General features: G+C 28.9%; 18 protein-coding genes. 13 read left to right on the top strand and 5 right to left on the bottom strand.

All coding sequences use genetic code 11. From position 1 onward, the window contains the following. The first annotated feature begins 123 nt into the window (after nucleotides 1-123). Nucleotides 124-405 (top strand): glutaredoxin, encoded by a 282-nt coding sequence (locus AXY43_RS03610; protein WP_242986346.1) that lies wholly within the window; start codon nucleotides 124-126, stop codon nucleotides 403-405. A gap of 247 nt (nucleotides 406-652) precedes the next feature. On the opposite strand, the gene AXY43_RS03605 is transcribed toward AXY43_RS03610, so the two are convergent. Further along, a complete protein-coding gene (locus AXY43_RS03605) occupies nucleotides 653-1,171 on the bottom strand; it encodes a methyltransferase family protein (RefSeq protein WP_017213123.1) in 519 nt (172 codons plus the stop codon). 293 nt (nucleotides 1,172-1,464) lie between these two features. Between AXY43_RS03605 and AXY43_RS03600 the strand changes: the two genes are divergently transcribed. Beyond that, the gene (locus AXY43_RS03600) at nucleotides 1,465-2,235 is read left to right on the top strand and encodes a hypothetical protein (RefSeq protein WP_039773386.1); all 771 of its coding nucleotides are present in this window, start codon (nucleotides 1,465-1,467) and stop codon (nucleotides 2,233-2,235) included. A gap of 124 nt (nucleotides 2,236-2,359) precedes the next feature. Here AXY43_RS03600 and AXY43_RS03595 read toward each other — a convergent pair whose 3' ends face one another. Next, a complete protein-coding gene (locus AXY43_RS03595) occupies nucleotides 2,360-2,566 on the bottom strand; it encodes a capping complex subunit for YIEGIA (protein WP_012059301.1) in 207 nt (68 codons plus the stop codon). A 15-nt stretch (nucleotides 2,567-2,581) separates the two neighbouring features. Then, nucleotides 2,582-3,487 carry a YIEGIA family protein gene (locus AXY43_RS03590; protein WP_039773385.1) on the bottom strand — a complete coding sequence of 302 codons (906 nt, stop codon included), beginning with the start codon at nucleotides 3,485-3,487 and terminating at the stop codon, nucleotides 2,582-2,584. A gap of 1,019 nt (nucleotides 3,488-4,506) precedes the next feature. On the opposite strand from AXY43_RS03590, the gene AXY43_RS03585 reads away from it, so the two are divergent. Next, on the top strand, nucleotides 4,507-4,716 hold the full coding sequence (locus AXY43_RS03585) for an alpha/beta-type small acid-soluble spore protein (RefSeq protein ID WP_023974968.1): 210 nt from the start codon (nucleotides 4,507-4,509) through the stop codon (nucleotides 4,714-4,716). 303 nt (nucleotides 4,717-5,019) lie between these two features. Here the strand turns inward: AXY43_RS03585 and AXY43_RS03580 are convergent, their stop codons facing one another. Beyond that, nucleotides 5,020-6,276, bottom strand: a complete 1,257-nt coding sequence (locus AXY43_RS03580) for a PucR family transcriptional regulator (protein WP_087701730.1) — start codon at nucleotides 6,274-6,276, stop codon at nucleotides 5,020-5,022. A 416-nt stretch (nucleotides 6,277-6,692) separates the two neighbouring features. Here AXY43_RS03580 and AXY43_RS03575 point away from each other — a divergent pair, with 416 nt between their 5' ends. Continuing rightward, nucleotides 6,693-7,646: a flavodoxin family protein gene (locus AXY43_RS03575; protein ID WP_077867792.1), complete on the top strand. Its 954-nt coding sequence runs from the start codon at nucleotides 6,693-6,695 to the stop codon at nucleotides 7,644-7,646. A 460-nt stretch (nucleotides 7,647-8,106) separates the two neighbouring features. Then, nucleotides 8,107-11,241 (top strand): MMPL family transporter, encoded by a 3,135-nt coding sequence (locus AXY43_RS03570; RefSeq protein ID WP_039773382.1) that lies wholly within the window; start codon nucleotides 8,107-8,109, stop codon nucleotides 11,239-11,241. 129 nt (nucleotides 11,242-11,370) lie between these two features. On the opposite strand, the gene AXY43_RS03565 is transcribed toward AXY43_RS03570, so the two are convergent. Beyond that, nucleotides 11,371-11,913, bottom strand: coding sequence for a TetR/AcrR family transcriptional regulator (locus AXY43_RS03565; RefSeq protein ID WP_105410990.1), 543 nt, complete (start codon nucleotides 11,911-11,913; stop codon nucleotides 11,371-11,373). 245 nt (nucleotides 11,914-12,158) lie between these two features. Here AXY43_RS03565 and AXY43_RS03560 point away from each other — a divergent pair, with 245 nt between their 5' ends. The 8 genes from AXY43_RS03560 (at nucleotide 12,159) to AXY43_RS03530 (ending at nucleotide 20,865) form a co-directional block, all read left to right on the top strand. Then, nucleotides 12,159-12,914 (top strand): molecular chaperone DnaJ, encoded by a 756-nt coding sequence (locus AXY43_RS03560; protein ID WP_105410989.1) that lies wholly within the window; start codon nucleotides 12,159-12,161, stop codon nucleotides 12,912-12,914. A gap of 21 nt (nucleotides 12,915-12,935) precedes the next feature. Continuing rightward, nucleotides 12,936-13,901, top strand: coding sequence for a tRNA dihydrouridine synthase (locus AXY43_RS03555; RefSeq protein ID WP_105410988.1), 966 nt, complete (start codon nucleotides 12,936-12,938; stop codon nucleotides 13,899-13,901). A gap of 204 nt (nucleotides 13,902-14,105) precedes the next feature. After that, entirely contained in the window at nucleotides 14,106-14,480 is a 375-nt protein-coding gene (locus AXY43_RS03550) for a CopY/TcrY family copper transport repressor (protein WP_009170362.1), read from the top strand. Nucleotides 14,481-14,486: 6 nt separating this feature from the next. Then, on the top strand, nucleotides 14,487-16,331 hold the full coding sequence (locus AXY43_RS03545) for a M56 family metallopeptidase (RefSeq protein ID WP_105410987.1): 1,845 nt from the start codon (nucleotides 14,487-14,489) through the stop codon (nucleotides 16,329-16,331). 621 nt (nucleotides 16,332-16,952) lie between these two features. Then, entirely contained in the window at nucleotides 16,953-17,867 is a 915-nt protein-coding gene (ltrA, locus tag AXY43_RS03540; protein WP_012059836.1) for a group II intron reverse transcriptase/maturase, read from the top strand. Between the two features lie 132 nt (nucleotides 17,868-17,999). After that, entirely contained in the window at nucleotides 18,000-18,296 is a 297-nt protein-coding gene (locus AXY43_RS27510) for a group II intron maturase-specific domain-containing protein (RefSeq protein ID WP_171786255.1), read from the top strand. Nucleotides 18,297-18,928: 632 nt separating this feature from the next. Beyond that, the gene (locus tag AXY43_RS03535; RefSeq protein WP_105410986.1) at nucleotides 18,929-19,462 is read left to right on the top strand and encodes an RNA polymerase sigma factor; all 534 of its coding nucleotides are present in this window, start codon (nucleotides 18,929-18,931) and stop codon (nucleotides 19,460-19,462) included. Then, nucleotides 19,459-20,865 (top strand): DUF4179 domain-containing protein, encoded by a 1,407-nt coding sequence (locus AXY43_RS03530; protein ID WP_087701722.1) that lies wholly within the window; start codon nucleotides 19,459-19,461, stop codon nucleotides 20,863-20,865. The genes AXY43_RS03535 and AXY43_RS03530 overlap by 4 nt, the downstream gene beginning before the upstream one ends. Nucleotides 20,866-21,241: the final 376 nt, after the last annotated feature.

Below are 21,241 nucleotides of genomic sequence, written 5' to 3'. Positions count from 1 at the left end.
CCTGTGAAATAACAATGTTTTTACTTTCGGTGGATTATTTCATAAGTCTAAGTTATATATTGTTTATCTATATAAAGAATCATGAACCACAGTAAAAATATTTTAAGAAAGCAAAAGATACAAATGAAAGGATATTTTATTATGAAGATTTATGGAAGTAATGTGTGTCCATCTACACTAAAGGCTATAGAGGAACTAAAAGAAAAAAATATTAACTTTGATTATAGAGATTTTTGCGAAGATATAAAAGCTTTGAAGGAATTTGTTGCAATTCGTGATGAAAATTCACTATTTGATGATGTTAAAGATGAAAAGAGAATAGGGATACCATGTTTTGTTTTGGATAATGGAGTTATAACACTTGATAAAAATTATGCAATAGAAGAATCTATGAAAAATAGATAGGGGAGTTTACATAGTAGAGGATTTTTAGATTGTATGCTAGTCAAATGGATAAAAAACAGGATTTCATTATTAATAAATAGGCTATGTTTTAAGATAATGTTGAAATATAGCCTTGAAAATTATAGGTGGATTGTCCACCTATAATGCTCAATATTGTATATGTACTACATTACAAATATTTTCTTTGGTGAATAATATAAGAAGAACACAAACCATAACTTGAATAATAGAGTTATATCACAACGGCCTAAATATAACGTCTCACTTTATTCATATATTTTATATACTCTTCTCCGAATTTCTTAATACACCATCTTTCTTCTGAAAGAATAATCCAGTGTGCGGATACTTGAAAACAGATTAATAACGCAAGTAATATCAAGGAATGTGTTAGCAATGCACACCCTAAAAAATAAATAAAATATGCAATGTACATAGGATTGCGGGATACTCGGTATAATCCGTTTAAATTTATTCCATTCATTTTAGGCTTAGCATAATTTACTATAGATACGGCATATAAAATAATTCCTAAACTATATACTCCTAAACCTATGTAAAACCAATCAGAGTCAGTTTTGATTTTGAGTAATAGTGGGTATAGTAAAATAAGTACGGTTGTAATTTGATAAACCCAGAATGCTACTTTTTCTCTTCCGATTAATGGAGCAAAGAAACCCGCACGTTTAAGTGATTCTTTGTCTATTATACTTAAAATCCCATACCTAATAAGTATTAGTGGTATTACTGTCAAAAATGCATTCATTTTACCCCACCTTTTAGTTTTTTGCTCTATATCATTTCTATTTTAGTTAGTTCGCCTTTTCTAACCATTGTTCATTAGATTATAGTCCTGTATAATACTTATTATAACATAACTTACAAAATCTCACACATGAATTAGTTCTCTATTTTTTAAATCTTTTACTTTGGTATATGAATATGCTACATTGCTTTGAACTATAAAGTTTTTATGAATTAATTTTGTGGGATTTTAGTGAGCATAATATAATGATGATTCATACTATATTATTATATTAATTGTAATTAGGGATACATATGAAGAAGTGTAAATGTAAGAAAGATAGAAAATGTAGAGGTAGTAAGAAGACAAATAAACAAAGGAAATCGCAATGCAATCCCAATCCATTTGCAGATGCAGTTATTCCACCATGTGCGGAATATTTAGAAAATGAAAATATATTGGTATTAGATGGAGAGTTGATTTATAGAAATGCTAATAAAATATATACATTTATTACTACAAGTGCTTCAAATAATGGTACTACAGGCAGTTTAGGTGAAGCTCTTGAAACTAATGTTGAGATTAGCATTACAACATTTATAATTGGTCTATTTATTAATCAAGTTCAAATGGGTGTCATTAAGTATGACAAAACTAAACCAATTCACCCAGATGAAAAGATTGATTTACTAATACATGAATGTCTTCAAAATATATGTGAAGAAAATAATGAAGAAAATCAATCTGATGCAGAAATGAATGAAAAATCCAAGGAATCCCAAAAGGATGAAATGGGTGAGAAGTCAGATAAAAGCGAAGGAGATAACGAGTCTCAATCAAAAAATGCAGCAGAATTTAATTATATGTTAACATTCGTTATATCTAATGGCAATGCTATTGCGACTTTTGTAAACTATCAAATAAATATAACAGAACTTAATTATACTATATTATTGGCATTAAATAGGTTAGAAGGCGATCCAGGATTATATTTTCCAAATAATAATTATGCAACACCTATACCGGTAAATCTTTATTTAGCAGGATTAAATATAAAATTTCCAATAGATAAAAATTGTTTCTAATAGAACTGTGTATCGTGAATTATATATTTCTAAATGTTAAAGCATAATCACTGCTGTCAGCATTAGGTATTCAAATATCAGTTTTAATGTCAATTATCTTGAGCATGCCACTAGGTTTATTTAGTTAGTTTTTGCTAATAATCATATAATCGCCGCAAGTAAGTTGAACTACTTCTGCCCTTAAAGCCTTTGAAATATCATCAGTTAACTGCTTTTGCTCCTCTTGAGTTTGGGCAACTAAAATTAAGGGGTTTCCATTTTGTGCCCTATCTTTAGATAGGGTTATATATGCTATTATTTCATAACCAGTATTATAAAAATCTGTACCCATGGTATTCCTGCCTTTCTATTTATTAAGATTAGATTTCATTAAACTAGAACTCTTTTTTATACTCTCTAAAAGAGGTGTTTTCTTTATTGTTTCTATAAAAGAGCCTTCATTATAAATTATTGGAACTAGCATAACAGCGACTCTTCCTGTTTCGTAGTCACATTTAGTATAGTGATATCTTTTTAGTCCTAACATTCTGCACGCTTCAAATATTATGGCCTGCCTTTGACCGTGGTGATCAATTATTCTGTTGAAGTGCCTTTCATTTGGATAAATTATAGCTGCCATGCCACCATCTTTAACTAAATTCCTTGCCCTATCTGTACCTAAATGATTTGTAACAAATATATCATCCACATAGAGTTCGGAATTTTTTACAGTTATTTTGGCTAGCTTTACTTGAGCAATATCCCCGATAGATTTACCTTTTGAAAAATTTTTGAGTATATAAAAAATTATTCCTCCAGCTAAAATACCGCTTAATATATTTATTAGAATGATGTTATGAGGCACAAGGTGCATGGTTAAGCTAGTTAAAAAAGAAACTAACAATGATAAATAATTTCTCGCTTCAAAAGTTTTTGCAATACCGTCAATGTACGCTTCTCCTCTAAAAACATGTTCCACATTATCAAGATCTTGAAGACTTTCTTTTTCTATTTTTCGTACTTCTCTAAACTGTTCAGTAGCAAGAACTAGGAATGTTATTGCTTCAAAGTTCCTTTCAAGAATAGCTGGAATTGCAATAGCGCCTATTCCAGAAGATATGAATCCAGCTACTAAATGAATTAAATATCCATTTGGATAGCTGGGATACTGCCTGTAATCAACTACTAGGGTAATATATCTAGCAACAGTACCACATAGTATTGGTATTAAGATTAAAAATATATAATACTGAGAAAGGATTTCTTTTTCCATATGAGCCTCCGAATATTTAGTAGTTAGAATATAAATAACCAATTTTATATATTAATTTTCTGCATTATATATAAAAAATATACAATTATCTTGAAATTTGAGACCTATATAGATAAACCTACTATAATCTATACTTATGTGCATACTTCGCCGAAACAAATAATATACTTTTATTACAGTTTCTGGGTAATTTTGATGGGCGATTCTAAGGCTATAAAGTTGTGCCCAAAGTGCTAGCCTCAAAGAACAAGCGCTCACAGAGAAAGTTCGAAGAACGAAATATAAAATTTCGATTCTCACTTTTTGAACTAGCACATTTGGAACAACTTATAGCCAAAGAATCACATCCATCAAAATTACCAATGAAACATTCCACAAAAATATATCATTCATTTCTGGTTGGAAATATTTCATAAACTATACTTAGGCTTATTCAATCATCCACCAAAAGAAGAAATATTGTTATTTCACAGGACTATGAAAATTTCACTGAAAGAACTAAATTGCAGGTTTTACCGCTAATGCTTGCTCCAAATTTCATTGTGACAAGAATTGGGAATAACCTACAATTAAGGGCTTTTAACAGCTCATTTTCAATGCCTGTTTCATAAAAATGTTTCTGCTTTCTAGTATGGTATTTATTGCAAAGTTTAAATGAAATTCTTAAATTGTTTATCTATATAAGTTTCAAATTTATTTGGTAACATACCGAAGAAATCATAAATACTTTGTTCCAAAAAGCTATGAAAATATCCCTGAAAATTCTAATTGGTATGGAAATATTTCTATATTAGGATAAAAAATATGATCGTAAACATCTATTAAAAAATTAATATTTACAAGGTGAACTAATAGGAGATTATGGACTTAAATGAAATATAATTCTTAAACAAGGAAAAGTATGTAATACAAGCTATAGGTGCTACTTTTACTAGTATTTTTATAGGTTATAAATTATCATACTGGTTAATATATTACTGCCAAGCAAAATTTATATTAATTAAGGGAGGTAGATGCATATGTCATCAAATAATAGTGGAAGAAATAGAACATTAGTACCAGAAGCAAAACAAGGATTAAACAGATTAAAAACTGAGGTTGCTTCAGAAGTTGGATTAAGCAATTATGAAAGCATGGATAAAGGAAACCTTTCTTCAAGACAAAATGGATATGTTGGCGGATATATGGTAAAACATATGATCGAAGATTACGAACAAGGTCTTAAGTAATAAGCATAAGACTAAGAGCATGAAAATAGTTGTTTAAGATATAAAGCGAAATTTTATATCTTAAACAACAAGACCTAAAAGATTGAATTAACAAATCTTTTAGGTCTATTTTTTTAATATAATATACTTGCCTTTATTTAAATTAATACAGAATTTAAATTGAATATACATTAGAGCAAGTCTTGCAAAATTTTTTGCAACACTTTTTCATAGCCCATTTATCCTTTGTTAATCAAAATCATTTGTTATACTAACAATATATTAGGCAGTATTAAAAGTTGTTACATAATATTTAGGTAAAGCTTAAGAAAATTCATTGTAATTTAAAATTTTAATTGATAATTCTAATTTAAATAAATTATTACTGTCTTCCAAAGAAATATCAAGTAAACTTTGAATCTTATTAAAACGATAAAATAATGTGCTTCTATGTATATTTAATTTATTTGATGTATGATTGGCATTTCTATTACATTCTAAGTAAGTTTTTAGGGTTATAAATAATTCAGTTTTATTCTTCTCATCGTATTTAATAAGCTTTTTTATTAGAGGGTTAACTAAGGTTGTTATATCAATTCTAGGTAAATCATTATTTTCTTTTGAACTTGCAGATATATGAATAAGATAATATTCAATGTAATCTTCAAAATAACTTATATTACTATGGATTTTCATATATGATGATAGCTTTAAAGCGCATATTGATTGCTTAAAGTAATCTTTTATATCCAATAAATTATTAAAATTAATACTAGCTCCACATCTTAAATTATTTAGTTTTAAAAATTCTAATAGATTCTCTTTTATGTATTCACTGATAATTTGTTCATTATCACTGCTAATAAGAAAAATAATTGTATCCTTATAATAAGTTGAGATACAATTTCCAAGTATACCTTTAAGTCTTTGAATTAATTCTCTTAATCCAAAGTTATGTCTATAATCCTCATATTTCTGTTTGAAGGGGATTGAAAGGATTAGATTGTATTTACTTAAAGTAAAGCTACTATATTTTAAGCGTTCACTGGCATATTCCAAATTATCTATGTCATTTACCAATAAATCCATCAAATAATATTCCTCATCTAAACCTGAATTACTTATAAATAGATTTTCTTTTTGTATTTGAATAGAAAGTAAATTGGATAATATATTTGTAAGTTCTAAATCTTCATCTTCAAAATCACGATTACGTTGAAGAACACTTATATATCCTATTGAAATTCCATTAACTTTAATAGAGCAAAATATTAAATTTTCATCGGAATAATGAAAAAATGAATTATTTGTTTTATAAATAGTATCCATGCATTTATTTTCTTTCATTAAACTAATAATACCTGATAATAAATAATCTTCACCATTATGGGTTTCAATACTTGAATTTTCACACTTAGCTAGATTAGAACGAGTGATGAGTCGATAGCTTGTATCTAAAATAAAAATAGGATTTCCTAAAAAGTTCTCAGCTATGCTAAGAATATCATCAATATTATTTTGAACAAATAAACTATCATAAAGTTCATATCTTTTCTTATATAAATCGTATTCCTTTTTCATTAAATTCTCCTTATTTCGTTTAAATTGAAAAAATGTCTAAACATTATAAACTTAAGGGCATTATTTTAAGACTTATTTTTGATGAATGACATTTTCTATAATGCTAAAATTATGGTAAATCGTTTGTTTTTGCAATTTCTAAATTTATGTAGTAACTTACCGAAATCATAAATATTTTGTTCCGAAAAGCTATGAAAATATCGCTGAAGCTTCTAAGCAGCAGGTTGTATCCACTTTAGCATGCTCCAACTTTCAGTTTGACAAGCTAAAATGGAACAAAAGTATGTTATTCATTTCGGCGAGTCATATGCATAAGTTCAGGTCTTAATTAGGTATCTATATTAGATTATAATTAGAAAATGCAAAAGTATAAACTAATTTTAACAAAATATTGAGCTATTAAAGGAGAAGTATTAATGAGTTTTACAGTATTAGGTATTACAGCAGGAAGAAAAGATTCAAATTCAGAAATCTTATTAAAGGAAGCATTACTTGCATGTCAAGAACAAGGTGCAGATGTTAAGATGATTAATTTAAGAGATTATAATATTATGGAATGTTCAGGGTGTACAGCTTGTACACATGGGATGAGTAATGGAAAAAATGTTGGTTGTACATTAAGCAAAAAAGATGATAAGGAAGAAATTATGAAAGTGATGCTAAATGTAGATGCTATAATTGCAACTGCACCAACATATGACTTAATGCCAACAGCAACATTTTCAAAATTTATGCATAGAAATCTAGCATATGAATCAGCATTCTTAGAATTTATTGGTGCAATTGAGCATAAGGATAGAGTTGCAGGTTTAATTGCAGTTGGGGGATCTACTCGTTCTTGGCAGTCAATGGCACTTGAAAGCATGCAGGCTACATGTTTTACAAATGATTTTAAAGTAGTTGATATGTATTTAGCAACAAGAGTTCCAGCACCAAAACAGTGCTTATTATACGATGATATGATAGAACGTGCTCATAAAATGGGTGAAAATATAATGAAATCATTAAATACTCCAGTAGGGGAAAGAACATGGCTTGGAGATGAAGGTATGGGATGGTGTCCACATTGCCATTCAAATGCATTAATTCTTGGAGAAGTGCAATGGGACGGGCTACATTACCCAGTTGAATGTCAAGTTTGTGGTGCTGGTGGAAACTTAGAGAAGACAGAAGACGGAAAATGGAAATTTGTTATCCAAGAAGATGGATTGATTCGTGATCGTACATCTGTTGAAGGCAGAGGACATCATGTAAAGGAGATTATGCATACACAGGGTGGTTTCTATACAGACGAGAATTTGGCAGTTGTTAAGGAAAAATTTGCAAAGTATAAGGAATTAAAGTTCCCTACAATTGAAATCAATAAATAATTAATGCCGTATTACTAGAGGTATGTAGTTAAAAAAGGTTATAGAATTGGAAAATGAATGATGTCATTTAATGGCGTTATTCATTTTTTTATTTCGTAGAAAGCTGCATTAAAGTTAAGTACGAGTATAGTGTGGTCTGCTTACATGAATTATAAATAATGCAGATTAAGAAAAAATAAAAGAGAAAATGCATTCACATCTTGAAAAAATCATATTAAGTTTTAAGTAGAAATTTATCATATAAATTTTCCTGAACAGGATATTGAATATTATTCATTCTATTCTTTTCATAAATTACTTAAATTATTATACACAGTATTTCGTAAGTTATTCGACAGTTTTTATTAATGTGTCTTATATCCAACAAGCTTTTATAATATTGATGATTGAAATGAGAAATCCATCAAAATATAATATACACATGTCGACAAAACAATGACTATTAACGGAGGATGAATTTATGAGAAAAATATTAAAGCATCGTTTTAGTATATTGCTTATATGGATTATAGCCACAATAGTATTCGTAATTAATCAACCAAATTTTAATGCGGTACTAAGTCAGAAGGGTGGAGCTACTATAAGTGAAAACTCACCATCTGTAGTTGCTCAAGAAATGATAAATAAAATGGGTGATTCTAAAGGAGATTCATTGTTATTAGTATTTAATAGCGATAAGGAACTCTCAGATGATGATCTGAATGATATTGAACAAGGTATAGATAAATTAAATGAAAATAAAGAAAAATTGAAAATAAATGATATTATAGATCCATTCAGTAAGCCTGAAGCAAAAGATCAAATGATATCAAAAGATAATACAACTGTACTTGTATCAATTTCCTTTGATAAAGGTGAAAGAGATAGTAATGCTGTAATACAAGATTTTAATAATGAAATCAAAGATGTTAAGGTAAATCATTATATCACAGGTTCGCTTGCCATAAATAATGATTATCAAAATGAAGTAGCAAAGAGTGTTGATAAAAGTGCTTTAATAACTATAGGGTTTATATTAGTTGTACTAGTGCTTATGTTCCGTTCAGTTGTTACACCTTTAGTAACGCTTCTAGCAGTAGGGGTATCATATGTATCATCAATGGGTATTATAGGTGTGCTAGTTAATAAATTTAATTTTCCTATTACAAGTTTCACTCAAATGTTCATATGTTTAGTACTTTTTGGAATTGGAACAGATTATCATATACTCTTACTTAATAGATTTAAAGAAGAGTTATCTAATGGATTAACTATAGATGAAGCTATTATAAACAGTTATAAAACTTCAGGTAAGACAATATTATATAGCGGCTTAACAGTTTTAATGGCTTTTGCAAGTTTAACTTTTGTACAATTTTCTATATATAGATCAGCTAATGCTGTTGCTATAGGCATAGCTATTCTTTTAGTAGAAATGTTTACTTTTACTCCTATAGCTATGAAATTATTAGGTAGTAAGTTATTTTGGCCTTCTAAACAAGCAAGTGGTCATAAAGAAAGTGGTTTATGGGGAAGAATAACTTCAATGTCAGTTAAGCATCCAGTAGTTTCATTGTTAGTTGTTGCAGCAATACTTACTCCTGTAATAGCACTTAATGCAAATAAATTATCTTTTGATAATATTAAGGATTTAAGTGATTCAAATGAATCTGTAAAAGGCTTTAATATTATTACAGACAAGTTCAGTGCAGGAAAGGTTATGCAGACTACTGTTGTTTTAGAAAGCGATGAACCTTTGGACAATAATGAAGATTTAGCAGTTATAGATAATATTACTGAAAAGCTTAAAGGAGTAAAGGGAATAAAAGAAGTATCAGGACCAACTCAGCCTATGGGAACTATAATAGATAATTTTTATACAAATAAGCAGACAGATACTGTAGTGAATGGATTATCTAGTGCAAATGATGGGATTGGAAAGGTTAAGGATGGATTAAACAAGATGGATAACAGTCTATCAGCTCCAGATTTTTCATCAGTTAAAAATCTATCTGAAGGTACTGGTAATCTTGAAGGTGGAATGGATGCAATAACTAATGGATTAGTAAAAATCAATGATGGAATTGCACAAGGAGCAAATGGTGCAGATAACCTAGCATCAGGTATAGGGCAGCTTAAATCAGGCTTAGCTCAAATAAATGGTGGACTTAATAATATTTCAAGCAAAATCACAGAAATAAACAATGGATATAATACACTTGGAGAAGGATATAAGTCCCTAGAGACATCTATAAGTCAATTAAAGCAGATGTCATCAATGATGCAAGGAAGTATCGCAAAAGTTGATGAAAAATTACCAAATGATCCAGATGTAGCAGCACTTAAAGAGATGATTAACAAATTAGGTTCTTCACTAGATAGCATTACTTCAGCAATGAATACTGCTAATAATAACTACGATAAACTTACTTCAGGCTTGAATCAGGTCAATGATGGTTTAAAAACAGTTATTGCTAGTACAAGTTCAGATTCAGAGTTTGCAAAAGGTATTAATGAACTTGAGAATGGTGCCAAAGCACTTTCTAATGGATTAAAGCAAGGTAGTGCTGGACAAGAACAAGTTATTTCAAGTATGTCGCAACTAAAAAATGGTGCTGATAAAATTAAAACAGGACAAGATTCCTTATACAATGGATTAAATAATCTTAGTGGAGGAATGACAAAACTAAAGGATGGATTAAACGGAAGCAGTAATGGATTGTCTAGTATATCAAATGGAATTGATAAGAGTAACGATTTTTTAAATCAGCTTACTAATACAAAAAGTTTTTATATACCAGATGAAGCTTTTAGTAATTCAGATATAAGTAAAATGTTTGATGCATATATGTCTAAAGATAGAAAAATAGCGAAGTTAACTATAACTTTAGATTCAGAGCCATATTCTGATTCTTCAATTAATCTTATAGATAATATAAGTACTGTAGTTCAAAATAACCTCAGTGGTACAAAGCTTTCTAATGTAAAATATGGAGTTGCAGGGGCAACAGCTAATTCTAATGATTTAAGTAATGTTGCAACACATGATATAACTTTTACTCAAATAATAGTATTAGGAGCTATATTTATATTACTAGTTATTGTAATAAGGTCATTTTGGATTCCAGTTTATATAGTAGGTTCACTTGGAGTGGCTTATTATGCAGCTTTATCATCAACAGCGTTTATATCAAAAATGTTATTTAGCAGTGCAGCAGAAGGGTTGTCTTGGAATGTTCCTTTCTTCTCATTTATAATGATAGCTGCACTTGGTGTTGATTATAGTATATTCTTGATGATGCGTTTTAAGGAATATCCAAATATTTCTGCAAAAGAAGCTATAGTTTTAGCATCAAGAAAAATAGGTGGAGTAGTAATGTCAGCAGCTATTATTTTAGCTGGAACTTTCGCTACTTTATATCCTTCGAATATTGTTATATTAATGGAACTTGCAATAGCTGTTGTTATAGGATTATTCCTATTAGCTTTTGTTTTACTTCCAATAGCAATACCAGCGCTTATGTCACTATCAGAAGATATTTCAAAAAAATCGAATACTAAAATGAAAGAAATTGCACAAGCAATGAAAAATAATAATTATATAGAAGAAATATAGATTTAATCAAAATAAAGGTGCCGAAAAAATTGTGGCACCTTTATTTTTTGCATTACAACAAGTATATACTATATAGATATAGGTATAATTTGATGATTGGAATAGAGAGATTATAGAGATAATATTAAGTTAGAACATTTCTATTATGGTAGCAGCTAAATCTTTAGGTGGAACATTCATATCATCATTAAGCCACTGTTGTACAACTCCAATAAACCCTGAGATTGTATAAGGAATGTAATAATGGGCTTTTGTATTAGAAAATGAACTGTTTACTGGTAAATTAGCATATTTTATAAAGTTCTTAAATTTTTCTATAAAAGCATAATCTCCATCATGTCCAAGTAATATTTTAAACATATCTGCATTGGTTTTTATGAATTCAAGTAAATAAGTTAAAAATGATAATAAATTATCATAGGAGGCTGTTTCTTCTGAAAATTTGTCATAGGCCTCAGTAAAATCATTGAATAATCCTGTTTCGATTTTTTCTAACATATCATATATATCATTGTAATAAAGATAGAAAGTTGATCTGTTAACATCAGCCAAGTCAGTAAGTTCTTTAACAGTAATCTTATTTATTTTCTTTTCAGACATAAGTTTTGTTAAGGCTTCTATTAAAACTTTCTTAGTTTTTCGTGTACGTCTATCTACTTTATTTTGCTCCATAATAAAAAACCTCCAAGTAAGCAGTTATGATTAGTACATGTCAAATAAATTAATCATTATATATTAAGTAGTTTGGCTATAATTACAAAAAGTATTAATAAATCCTAATTGAAATAGATAATTGTAATAGAATTGTATAAAGTCAGTGCTTTAAATTGATTATAATTTTAAGTATAATACTTTAAGGAGTACTAAGGTTAAAATTAAAATAGGATTATCCTAATTTAAAGAAATGGAGAGAAGTAATGACAGATTACCATAAATTATTAGGCGTAGAAAAGAATGCATCGAAGGAAGAGATAAAAAAAGCCTATGAAATGCAAGTAGATAAAATGAAAAAAGAAGTGGTTAATGAAAAAAGACTTAATCAATTTTTAAAGATATTTGATGAGGCTTATGAAGCTTTAATCAGCTTAGATGAAAATCAATCGGTTAAAGAAAATTTAACAGTAGCTATAAATCCAAAAGAAATACAAAAAGAAAAAGATTATAGTAATGAAGATGAAGCTTATACAAGTAGGCGTAATTCTAAAAGTAAAGCAAAAAGTTCTGGAGGGAAAAGTAATAATCTAAAGAGAAAAGAAACTTCAAGAAATAAAGAGAGAAAAAATAGTTTAAACGATGATAAAGAGGAAAAAGGAAGAAAACAAAGAGCAGCCGAAAAGAAATCACAAAATGATACTAAAAAAGCATTTAATTTGATTATGCTGCCATTTAAGATATTGGCGTTCCCATTTATAGTTGTATTGTCAGTAATAATAGCAGTATTACAGGTTATAAACATAATTTCATGGATAGCAACTAAAGTATTAATCGTTGGATCTATATCTGTGGGAGCCATACACTTATATCAGGTCAAAATGGGACAAGCGATAAATTATAATATATTAATTTTGGCTGGTGCAGTATTATTAGCATCATTTTTCTTACCATATATCTTAAAGTTATTATTAAAAGTTTTGCAAACAATAAATGATGTATTAAAAGGCTTTGTTTTTTAGGATACATAAAGGAGTTATTAAATGAAATACTACTTAGCACCCATGGAGGGAATTACTGAATATATATATAGAAATTCTTATGAAAAGTTTTTTGGAAACGTGGATAAATACTTTACACCTTTTATTGTTCCAAATGAAAGTAGAAGTCTTAAGACTAAGGAGCTTGTAGATGTCTTGCCTGAAAACAATAAAGGCATGAATATAGTACCTCAAATACTTACTAACGATGCAGAAGGCTTCATTAATACTTCTAGGAAATTACAACAACTAGGGTATAGCGAAGTTAACCTAAATTTAGGATGTCCTGCTAAGACTGTTGTTTCAAAGAATAGAGGCTCAGGATTTTTGGCAAAAAGGGAAGAACTAGACTCATTTCTAGATGAAATATTCAAGATAGATGATATGAAGATTTCTATAAAAACTAGAATAGGAAAAGATAATCCAGAAGAATTTTATGAGCTAATAAAAATTTACAATAAATATCCTTTGGAAGAGTTAATTATTCATCCTAGAACACAAAAAGATTTTTATGGAAATAAACCTAATTTAAATATATTTAGAGATGCCTTATCACTAAGTAATAACCCAGTATGCTACAATGGAGATATTTTCACAATTAATGATTATAATAAATTAGTAGCGGATTTCCCTGAAATAAATACCGTAATGCTAGGAAGAGGCATACTTGCTAATCCAGGGTTGATTAACATAATAAAAAATAATATTAATATAAGCAAAAATATATTAAAAGATTTCCATGATGAAATTTTAAATAGATATATAGATGTGTTTCCAGAAGATATATATGCAATAAATAGAATGAAAGAGCTATTTGGATATATGATTTACATATTTTCAGATAATAAAGAATACGCTAAAAAAATAAGAAGTGCACAAAAGTTAAGCGATTATACTGAAGCTGTGCAAAGTTTATTTACAGAGCAAGAAATTATAAAGGAAGCTGGATTGTTTTATAATAAGCAATAAAAAATAGGACCTGATTTTAATAGCAATATTAAAATCAAGTCTTATTTAATTGGGCAGAAAATTAAAAGATATTCTAAAATAGATACATATATAGTATTGATATTTAATCTGAAATTTATTCAAAACATATATTGACAATTAAGGATTACAGTTGTATTCTAATTATAGATTACAATTGTAATACAAAAAAGAGGAGTGAAAGTTATGGGAGAAATACCTAAGATATCTGAGGCAGAATGGGAAGTTATGAAAATTGTCTGGACAGATTCACCACGCACATCAAATCAAATTATTGAGGCATTAGAAGATACAAAAGATTGGAAGCCAAAAACAATAAAGACATTAATAAGCAGACTAGTTAGCAAAAATGCACTTGGATTTAAAGAAGAAGGCAGAAAATACTTATATTATCCAATTGTAAATGAAAATGAATGCATACGTGCAGAGAATCAAACGTTCTTAAGTAAAGTTTATAATGGAGCTATTAAAAATATGCTAGTAAGTTTTATAAAAGAAAGTGATTTAAGCAAAGAAGATATAGATGATCTTAAAAGGATATTAGACGAGAGGAATAAGTAGTGTTGTATGTACGAGTATTTTAATTATCTTGACCAGCTATTTAAAATAATATTTCAAACATCTATTACTGGCAGCATATTGATTTGTTTCATTTTAATTTTTAGAAGATTTTACAAAGAGAGAATAGGTATAAAGTTTCAGTATGCATTATGGTTTTTAGTAATACTGCGTTTAACCATATTTAAGCTTCCTGAGAGTACTTTAAGCATGTTTAATCTTATAAATAAATTAGGAAAAAATATATTGTTATTAATTCCTAATAAGGAAGTACATTTTGGAAGTATGTTAGAAAAGGGGAGCAGTCAAGCTAATTCTATGTCTAATCATGATGTTATCCTAGGAACTATAAATTCCATTGATTTTAGTAATAACGAAATTAATAGTTATAGTTTATCAAGTTTAACTACATTGAGTCTTGTATGGCTTATAGGAGCAGTGTTTATATTCACATATGTTCTATTTGCATATAAAAAACTGAGAAATAAGATAAGCAGCGAGTCCATACAAAATAACATCGAATTTTTAGATGTTTTAAAATACTGCCAAAATAAAATGAAAATTAAAAGAGATATACTGCTAGTCGAGACTTCTAGCGTAAAGACACCAGCGCTACTAGGTTACTTTAATCCAATGATTCTAATTCCAACAGATATTCATAAGATAATATCTGTTGATAAATTAAGATATGTATTTCTTCATGAATTATCTCACTTTAAACGTAAAGATATAGTTATTAACTGGATAATAATTTTTTTAAAGACTATTTATTGGTTTAATCCAATTATTCATTATGGTCTTAGGAAGATGAAAGAGGATATGGAAATATGCTGTGATTCACTTGCACTTTCTTATACGGAAGATGAAGAAGTTGCTGAATATGGATTTACAATAATAAATTTGATAGAACATTTTTCAAAGTCGATTCATTTAGTTGGGGCAACTTCTATAGTAAATAATAAATCTGAAGTGAAAAGGAGAATTGTTATGATAAAAGTTTTTAATAAAAAGGCCTATAGATTTTCTGCAATGGCAGTTGCATCTTTGCTTGTAATTAGCGGAATTGCACTTACTGATGCAAAGGCATCTGCAAATATAAATGGAGCTAGCAATGCAGTAAATGTAGATAAAATTGATTATGCTTTTGTTAATGATCCTAATATAATAGGTGAGTGGCAAGGTGTAGATTTTGTTGAAAACATAGAAGATTTTAATGTAAATGATAAGAAATTCAAAGGTGATTTATTTGTTAAAGAGTTAAACTTTACAGAGGATGGAAAGGTAGCAAAAACAGTATTTACATGGACTAAGGATCACATTCTTAATGATGCTGATAAAACTGATAGTAGTTATGTAATCAAAGATATTGATGGTTCAACTTATATGTTCTTTCAATGGAAGAGCGGAGATTATACAATTAGAGGAGAGAAACCTTGCTACTACGTATTGAAAAAAGTTAGTTCTACCCCATCACTTAATACTAATATATCTGGTAATGAAGTTGAAACTAGAGCTGATAAAGTTGACTACCCTTTTATTAATGATCCTGAAGTAATTGGAAAATGGGATAGCGTTGATTTTGTGGAGGATATAAATAACTTTAATCCAGAGAAAAAGTCATGGAATGGAGATTTATATTTAAATAATTTAATCTTTGATGAAAATGGTAAAATAGAGAATAAAAATATAAATTGGACAAGAGACCTAGTTTTAAATACTAGCGATAAAACTGCTTCTAAATATATAATAAAAGAAATAAACGGTTCAAAATATATGTTCTTTGAATGGAAAAATGGTGATTATATAGAAAGAGGAGCAACTCCTTGGTACTATGTTTTGAAGCAAGCTAAATAATAAAACAGGATAACATTAAAAATATATTAAGAAAATAGTCATTCACATAGATATCCAACTTTAAAATTAGATTTATGTGGTAACTTACCGGTACGCCAAGCAAGGGCGTAAAAGATAATGAGGGCTAACCTTCCTCATTATTACTATATAGCAGGTGGGAATCCTGCATGACAAAGGCCAGCAACCAGTCATTAGTTAGTCTTGGGCTTATTATGGCGATGTAATAAGTTAAGTGTAGACAAACAAGGTACCAGGCCGCAAGCGAATGCTGAAACTACTAGCCACGAAATTATCACAAAGTCAGAAAGGACGATAATATCGGTAAATTAGAAGTCAGAACATAGATAATCATTATTGCAAGAATATCTGTGCTTTCTCGTGGTTTTAAGGTGTAGCATGGTATACATTGATATAGTACGTCAACTTGGGAGGACTCATTATTCTCTGACTTCAGAGTATGGAAAACAATGATTAGAAATCAGAGGTATTCAAATGATAATGAGTAGTCGGATTACACCATAGTACTGAAGAAATGAGTAATGACCATGGAGGGAAGGGTGTAACATATTATAGACCTTGAAAAGAGAAACAGAAATTCTCACACAGAGGAGGAAAAAAAAAATGTACACAAAACTTGAGAGGATAGCAGAAATAGCTGGAAATAATCCTAAAGAGAAATTTACATCACTAATGCATTTAGTTAACAAGGAAATGCTAATTTTATGCCATTATGAACTGAGCGGAAATAAGGCTACAGGAGTGGATAAGGTAACAAAGGAAGAATATGAAACTAACTTAGAGAATAATATTGATAATCTACTAATTAGAATGAAGACTTTTAAATATAGACCGCAGCCTGTAAGGAGAGTATACATAGATAAGTCTGGTTCAAACAAGAAAAGACCTCTAGGTATACCGGCATATGAAGACAAAGTTGTACAATTAGCCATTAATAAAATATTAAAATCAATATATGAACAAGATTTCATTGATAGTTCTTTTGGGTTTAGACAAAATAGAAGTTGTCATGATGCTCTTAAAATCTTAAATGTATATTTATCTGAAAAGAATGTGAATTATGTTGTAGATGCTGATATTAAAGGATTCTTTGATAATGTTGACCACAAGTGGTTGATGAAATTTCTTGAACACAGGATTGCAGACAAGAACTTACTTAGATATATAGGTAGATTTTTGAAAACTGGAATAATGGAAAACGGAAAGTTTTATAAAGTATATGAAGGAACTCCACAAGGGGGAATAATATCTCCAACATTAGCAAACATTTATTTACATTATGTTTTAGATATATGGTTTAATAACTTTATCAAAAAGAAGTGTAAAGGACAGGCGTACATAGTACGCTATGCGGATGATTTTGTTTGCTGTTTTCAGTATGAAGACGAAGCGAAAGCTTTCTATGAAGCATTGAAAAACAGATTAGACAAATTTAACTTGCAGGTAGCTGAAGATAAAACTAAAATATTATATTTCGGTAAGAATGCCTACTATGATAGAAAATTCAAGAGAGCATGAAAGTTAGAATCATATAAAGATAGAACTTTTGATTTTCTAGGATTTACACACTTCTGCAGTTGCAGAAAGAATGGAAGTTTTAGAGTTAAGAGGAAGACTAGCTCAAAGAAATTTGGAGCTAGCATAAAGAGATTGAATGAATGGTTAAAGAATAATAGAACAGTGCCGCTCACATTATTAATGGAGAAACTGACACAGAGACTAATAGGATATTATAGGTATTACGGAATCACTGACAACAGTTTAAGTCTCGCAACTTTCAGATATTTAGTAAGAAAACTAACTTTTAAATGGCTAAACAAAAGAAGTCAGAAAAGAAGTTATAACTGGAGAAGTTTTGACACTATGTTTGAGTGCTTCAAAATACCTAAAGCTAAAATATATGTTAATATTTTCAACTTAAAAGAAGATATATCATATATACTGTGAATTATAATGTGGGGAGCCGTATGCGGGAAATCCGCACGTACGGTTCTGAGAGGGGTTAGGGAAGTGATTCCCTAGTCTACTTACCAAATCATAAATATTTTGTTCCGAAAAGCTATGAAAATATCGCTGAAGATTCTAAGTTGCAGATTTCACCACTTTGGCATGCTCCCGCTTTCCTAGGGAAGCTCGACTCATTACATTCGCTGAGGAAGTTCGAGAACCCAAAAGAAAATTTTGGACTCTCACTTCACAAGCTAAAGCGGAACAATCTACAACTAACAATCTTAGCAGCTCATTTTCAAATGTTTTCTTTACAAATATATTTATGATTTCTAGTTAAGGTAACCAATTATATATAGTGAATATGGAAATATGTTCACATAATAAGTCTAAAATTAATGCTGTTCATCTATAGAATGGCTATTTTTTTGTAAAAATTTCTTACTATTTGCAATGGAAAAATATAGTATCATATTATTAGAATTTATGGAAAAGTTACAGGAACAGAAGAGTAATAGAGTATTATGGAAAAGATTTATTGGTTTTTTAAAATTTACGGGAACATTTTTGTTTTCTGCCCCATCTAATGATTGTAATACTTAGCTAGGTAGTATAAATTAAGGAGGAAAAAGATGGAGTTGATATCATTTTTTGATTATAGGAAAAAGTCAACAGTATCTAAAGCGAAGAAAGGCGACAAAGAAGCTTTTTTAGCTCTTATAGATGAAAATAGATTGAATATTTACAGAGTAGCCAGAGGGATTTTAAAGGATACAGTGGATATTGAAGATGCGATTCAAAATACAATAATAAAATCATTTCAAAAGATAAATTCTCTGAAACAAGATGAGTACTTTAGAACTTGGTTGATTAAAATTTTAATTAATGAATGTACTCAAATATTAAGAAAAGGTAAGAGAGTTACTTATTTATCTGAAAATAGCGATACAGAGATCTATAATGATAGTTATGAAAATATTGATTTGACAAAGGCAATAAATTCATTAAGCGAAGAGTTAAGAGTGACAACAGTACTATTTTATTTTGAGGATACGAGTACTAAAGATATTGCAAAATTGCTGAAGATTTCAGATGGAACAGTTAGGTCTAGACTCACAAGGGCAAGAACAAAACTTAGAGAAATAATTGGTGAGGTGGAGATATGATAGAATTAAATGATGATTTATTTGATGATAAAATAAGAAAAAAGCTAAAGGATGAAATTAACTGTGTACCAAATGATATTAACCAAAAGATTGATAGTACACTTAACAAAATAAATAAGAAAAGATTTACTATAAAGAAAGCTTGCTGCATATTGGTAAGCTGTATAGGGGTAACACTATTACTTGGAATGGCTATGCCAACATATGCAAGCAATATTCCTATCATAGGGAATATATTTAAAATGTTTACCAACAAAACTTATGAAAATTATGATGAATATGCTTCTGATTTAAACATAACTAAGGAAAGTAGCGGCTTAAAGATGACTATTGATAAAGTGGTTTACGATGAAGTTCAATTATCAATATTCTATACTATTGAAAGTGAAAAGGAAATACAAGATACTCCAAGATTTCCAGGAGCAAAATTAAGAATAAATGGCAAAGAAACTGCTTTTAGTGCAGGTGGAACAGGAAAGCTTATGAATGATAATAAAACCTTTGCGGGTTCTATAGAGTACAATGTGTCAAAGCATAATTCAGTGCCTAAGGAGTTTCAAAATGAACATTTATTGGGTGGATATGTAGAAATACCAGATAAATTTGTATTAAATCTAGATATAGATGAAATAGGATTAGATAATCCTATTAAAGGAACTTGGAACTTTAATATTCCTGTAAGTAGTGAAAAGGTTAATGGGAAAGTGAATGAAAAGGAATGCGATATAGATTTAAGCAATATAGTTAGTGGATATCATATAAACAAAATTATTACAACACCACTAAATACAGTGATACAAGGAACACGTATGGATGATGAAGAAAATGCTAATAGATTATCTTTTGCTGTATTTGATAATAAAGGAAGATATATTAAAAACAAGTCGGGAGAAGCAGTAGGTCATAAAGATAAAGATGGAAATTATATAATGTATTTCAGTAATGGTTTTAAAGAGATCTATGATGATACTGATTACCTGACATTCATACCATGGAAATATAAAAATAATAATAAGCATGAAACTAAAAATAATATTACTGAAAAATTAAACTTAAAAGGAGAAACAAAGTTATATTCTAGTGATGGAAAAGAATATATTACTATTACTAAAGTGAATACTGAAGATGGAAAAACAAAGATTTATTATAAATCAAGATATGGAGTTAATGCAGCTCCAATTGAAATATTAGATAATAAAACTGGTGAAAATATAATCTCATTTAATGAGGATTATAATTTTGAAGAACAAAAAGAAGCTACTACTTATAATGCAGATACTGATGAGTATGCAATTACTTGTGATAAGGAAATTAAAGATGGGGACTATTCTGTTAAAACCATAGATAAATCAAAATCTATCGAAGTTTATGGTGATGAAAAATTCACAATAAAAATTAAATAGTAGATTATATATTTTTTACAAAAATAATTCTTCATAATAATTCAAAAATATTGCAAGAATTTTAGCCGTAATTGTGAATTGTAAAATGTGCATTGTGAATTGAAACTATATTTTTGAAGGTGCCTCTTAGGCTTATAGAAGAGGCACCTTCATTTTTTTAGAGATAGGAGATTTAGGATTGCCGTGGATATTACTTATTATATTTTAATAAAATATCAAAATAATTGGACTCTTTATGGCAAATCATTTAAAATTGATATAAGAAAATATAGGTTTATTTTTATTAGTGTGTATTTTAGGGCTTACTTAAGGATAAAAGAAAATAACATAAATTTTTTGATACTAATAAAAACCTATTAGACTATATATAAAACAA

This window comes from Clostridium sp. MF28 (genome assembly GCF_002969175.1).
Lineage (GTDB): Bacteria > Bacillota > Clostridia > Clostridiales > Clostridiaceae > Clostridium > Clostridium beijerinckii.
The sequence above is the reverse complement of the archived record's forward strand: the minus strand, read 5'-3'. Positions and strand labels throughout refer to the sequence as shown.

Coding starts and splice junctions, on each gene's coding strand:
- AXY43_RS03605 (WP_017213123.1), bottom strand. CDS start 1,171: ATGAATGCATTTTTGACAGTAATACCACTAATACTTATTAGGTATGGG.
- AXY43_RS03580 (WP_087701730.1), bottom strand. CDS start 6,276: ATGAAAAAGGAATACGATTTATATAAGAAAAGATATGAACTTTATGAT.
- AXY43_RS03590 (WP_039773385.1), bottom strand. CDS start 3,487: ATGGAAAAAGAAATCCTTTCTCAGTATTATATATTTTTAATCTTAATA.
- AXY43_RS03550 (WP_009170362.1), top strand. CDS start 14,106: ATGGGAGAAATACCTAAGATATCTGAGGCAGAATGGGAAGTTATGAAA.
- AXY43_RS03575 (WP_077867792.1), top strand. CDS start 6,693: ATGAGTTTTACAGTATTAGGTATTACAGCAGGAAGAAAAGATTCAAAT.
- AXY43_RS03560 (WP_105410989.1), top strand. CDS start 12,159: ATGACAGATTACCATAAATTATTAGGCGTAGAAAAGAATGCATCGAAG.
- AXY43_RS03545 (WP_105410987.1), top strand. CDS start 14,487: ATGTACGAGTATTTTAATTATCTTGACCAGCTATTTAAAATAATATTT.
- AXY43_RS03585 (WP_023974968.1), top strand. CDS start 4,507: ATGTCATCAAATAATAGTGGAAGAAATAGAACATTAGTACCAGAAGCA.
- AXY43_RS03530 (WP_087701722.1), top strand. CDS start 19,459: ATGATAGAATTAAATGATGATTTATTTGATGATAAAATAAGAAAAAAG.
- ltrA (WP_012059836.1), top strand. CDS start 16,953: ATGTACACAAAACTTGAGAGGATAGCAGAAATAGCTGGAAATAATCCT.
- AXY43_RS03570 (WP_039773382.1), top strand. CDS start 8,107: ATGAGAAAAATATTAAAGCATCGTTTTAGTATATTGCTTATATGGATT.
- AXY43_RS03595 (WP_012059301.1), bottom strand. CDS start 2,566: ATGGGTACAGATTTTTATAATACTGGTTATGAAATAATAGCATATATA.
- AXY43_RS03610 (WP_242986346.1), top strand. CDS start 124: ATGAAAGGATATTTTATTATGAAGATTTATGGAAGTAATGTGTGTCCA.
- AXY43_RS03535 (WP_105410986.1), top strand. CDS start 18,929: ATGGAGTTGATATCATTTTTTGATTATAGGAAAAAGTCAACAGTATCT.
- AXY43_RS03600 (WP_039773386.1), top strand. CDS start 1,465: ATGAAGAAGTGTAAATGTAAGAAAGATAGAAAATGTAGAGGTAGTAAG.
- AXY43_RS03555 (WP_105410988.1), top strand. CDS start 12,936: ATGAAATACTACTTAGCACCCATGGAGGGAATTACTGAATATATATAT.
- AXY43_RS03565 (WP_105410990.1), bottom strand. CDS start 11,913: ATGGAGCAAAATAAAGTAGATAGACGTACACGAAAAACTAAGAAAGTT.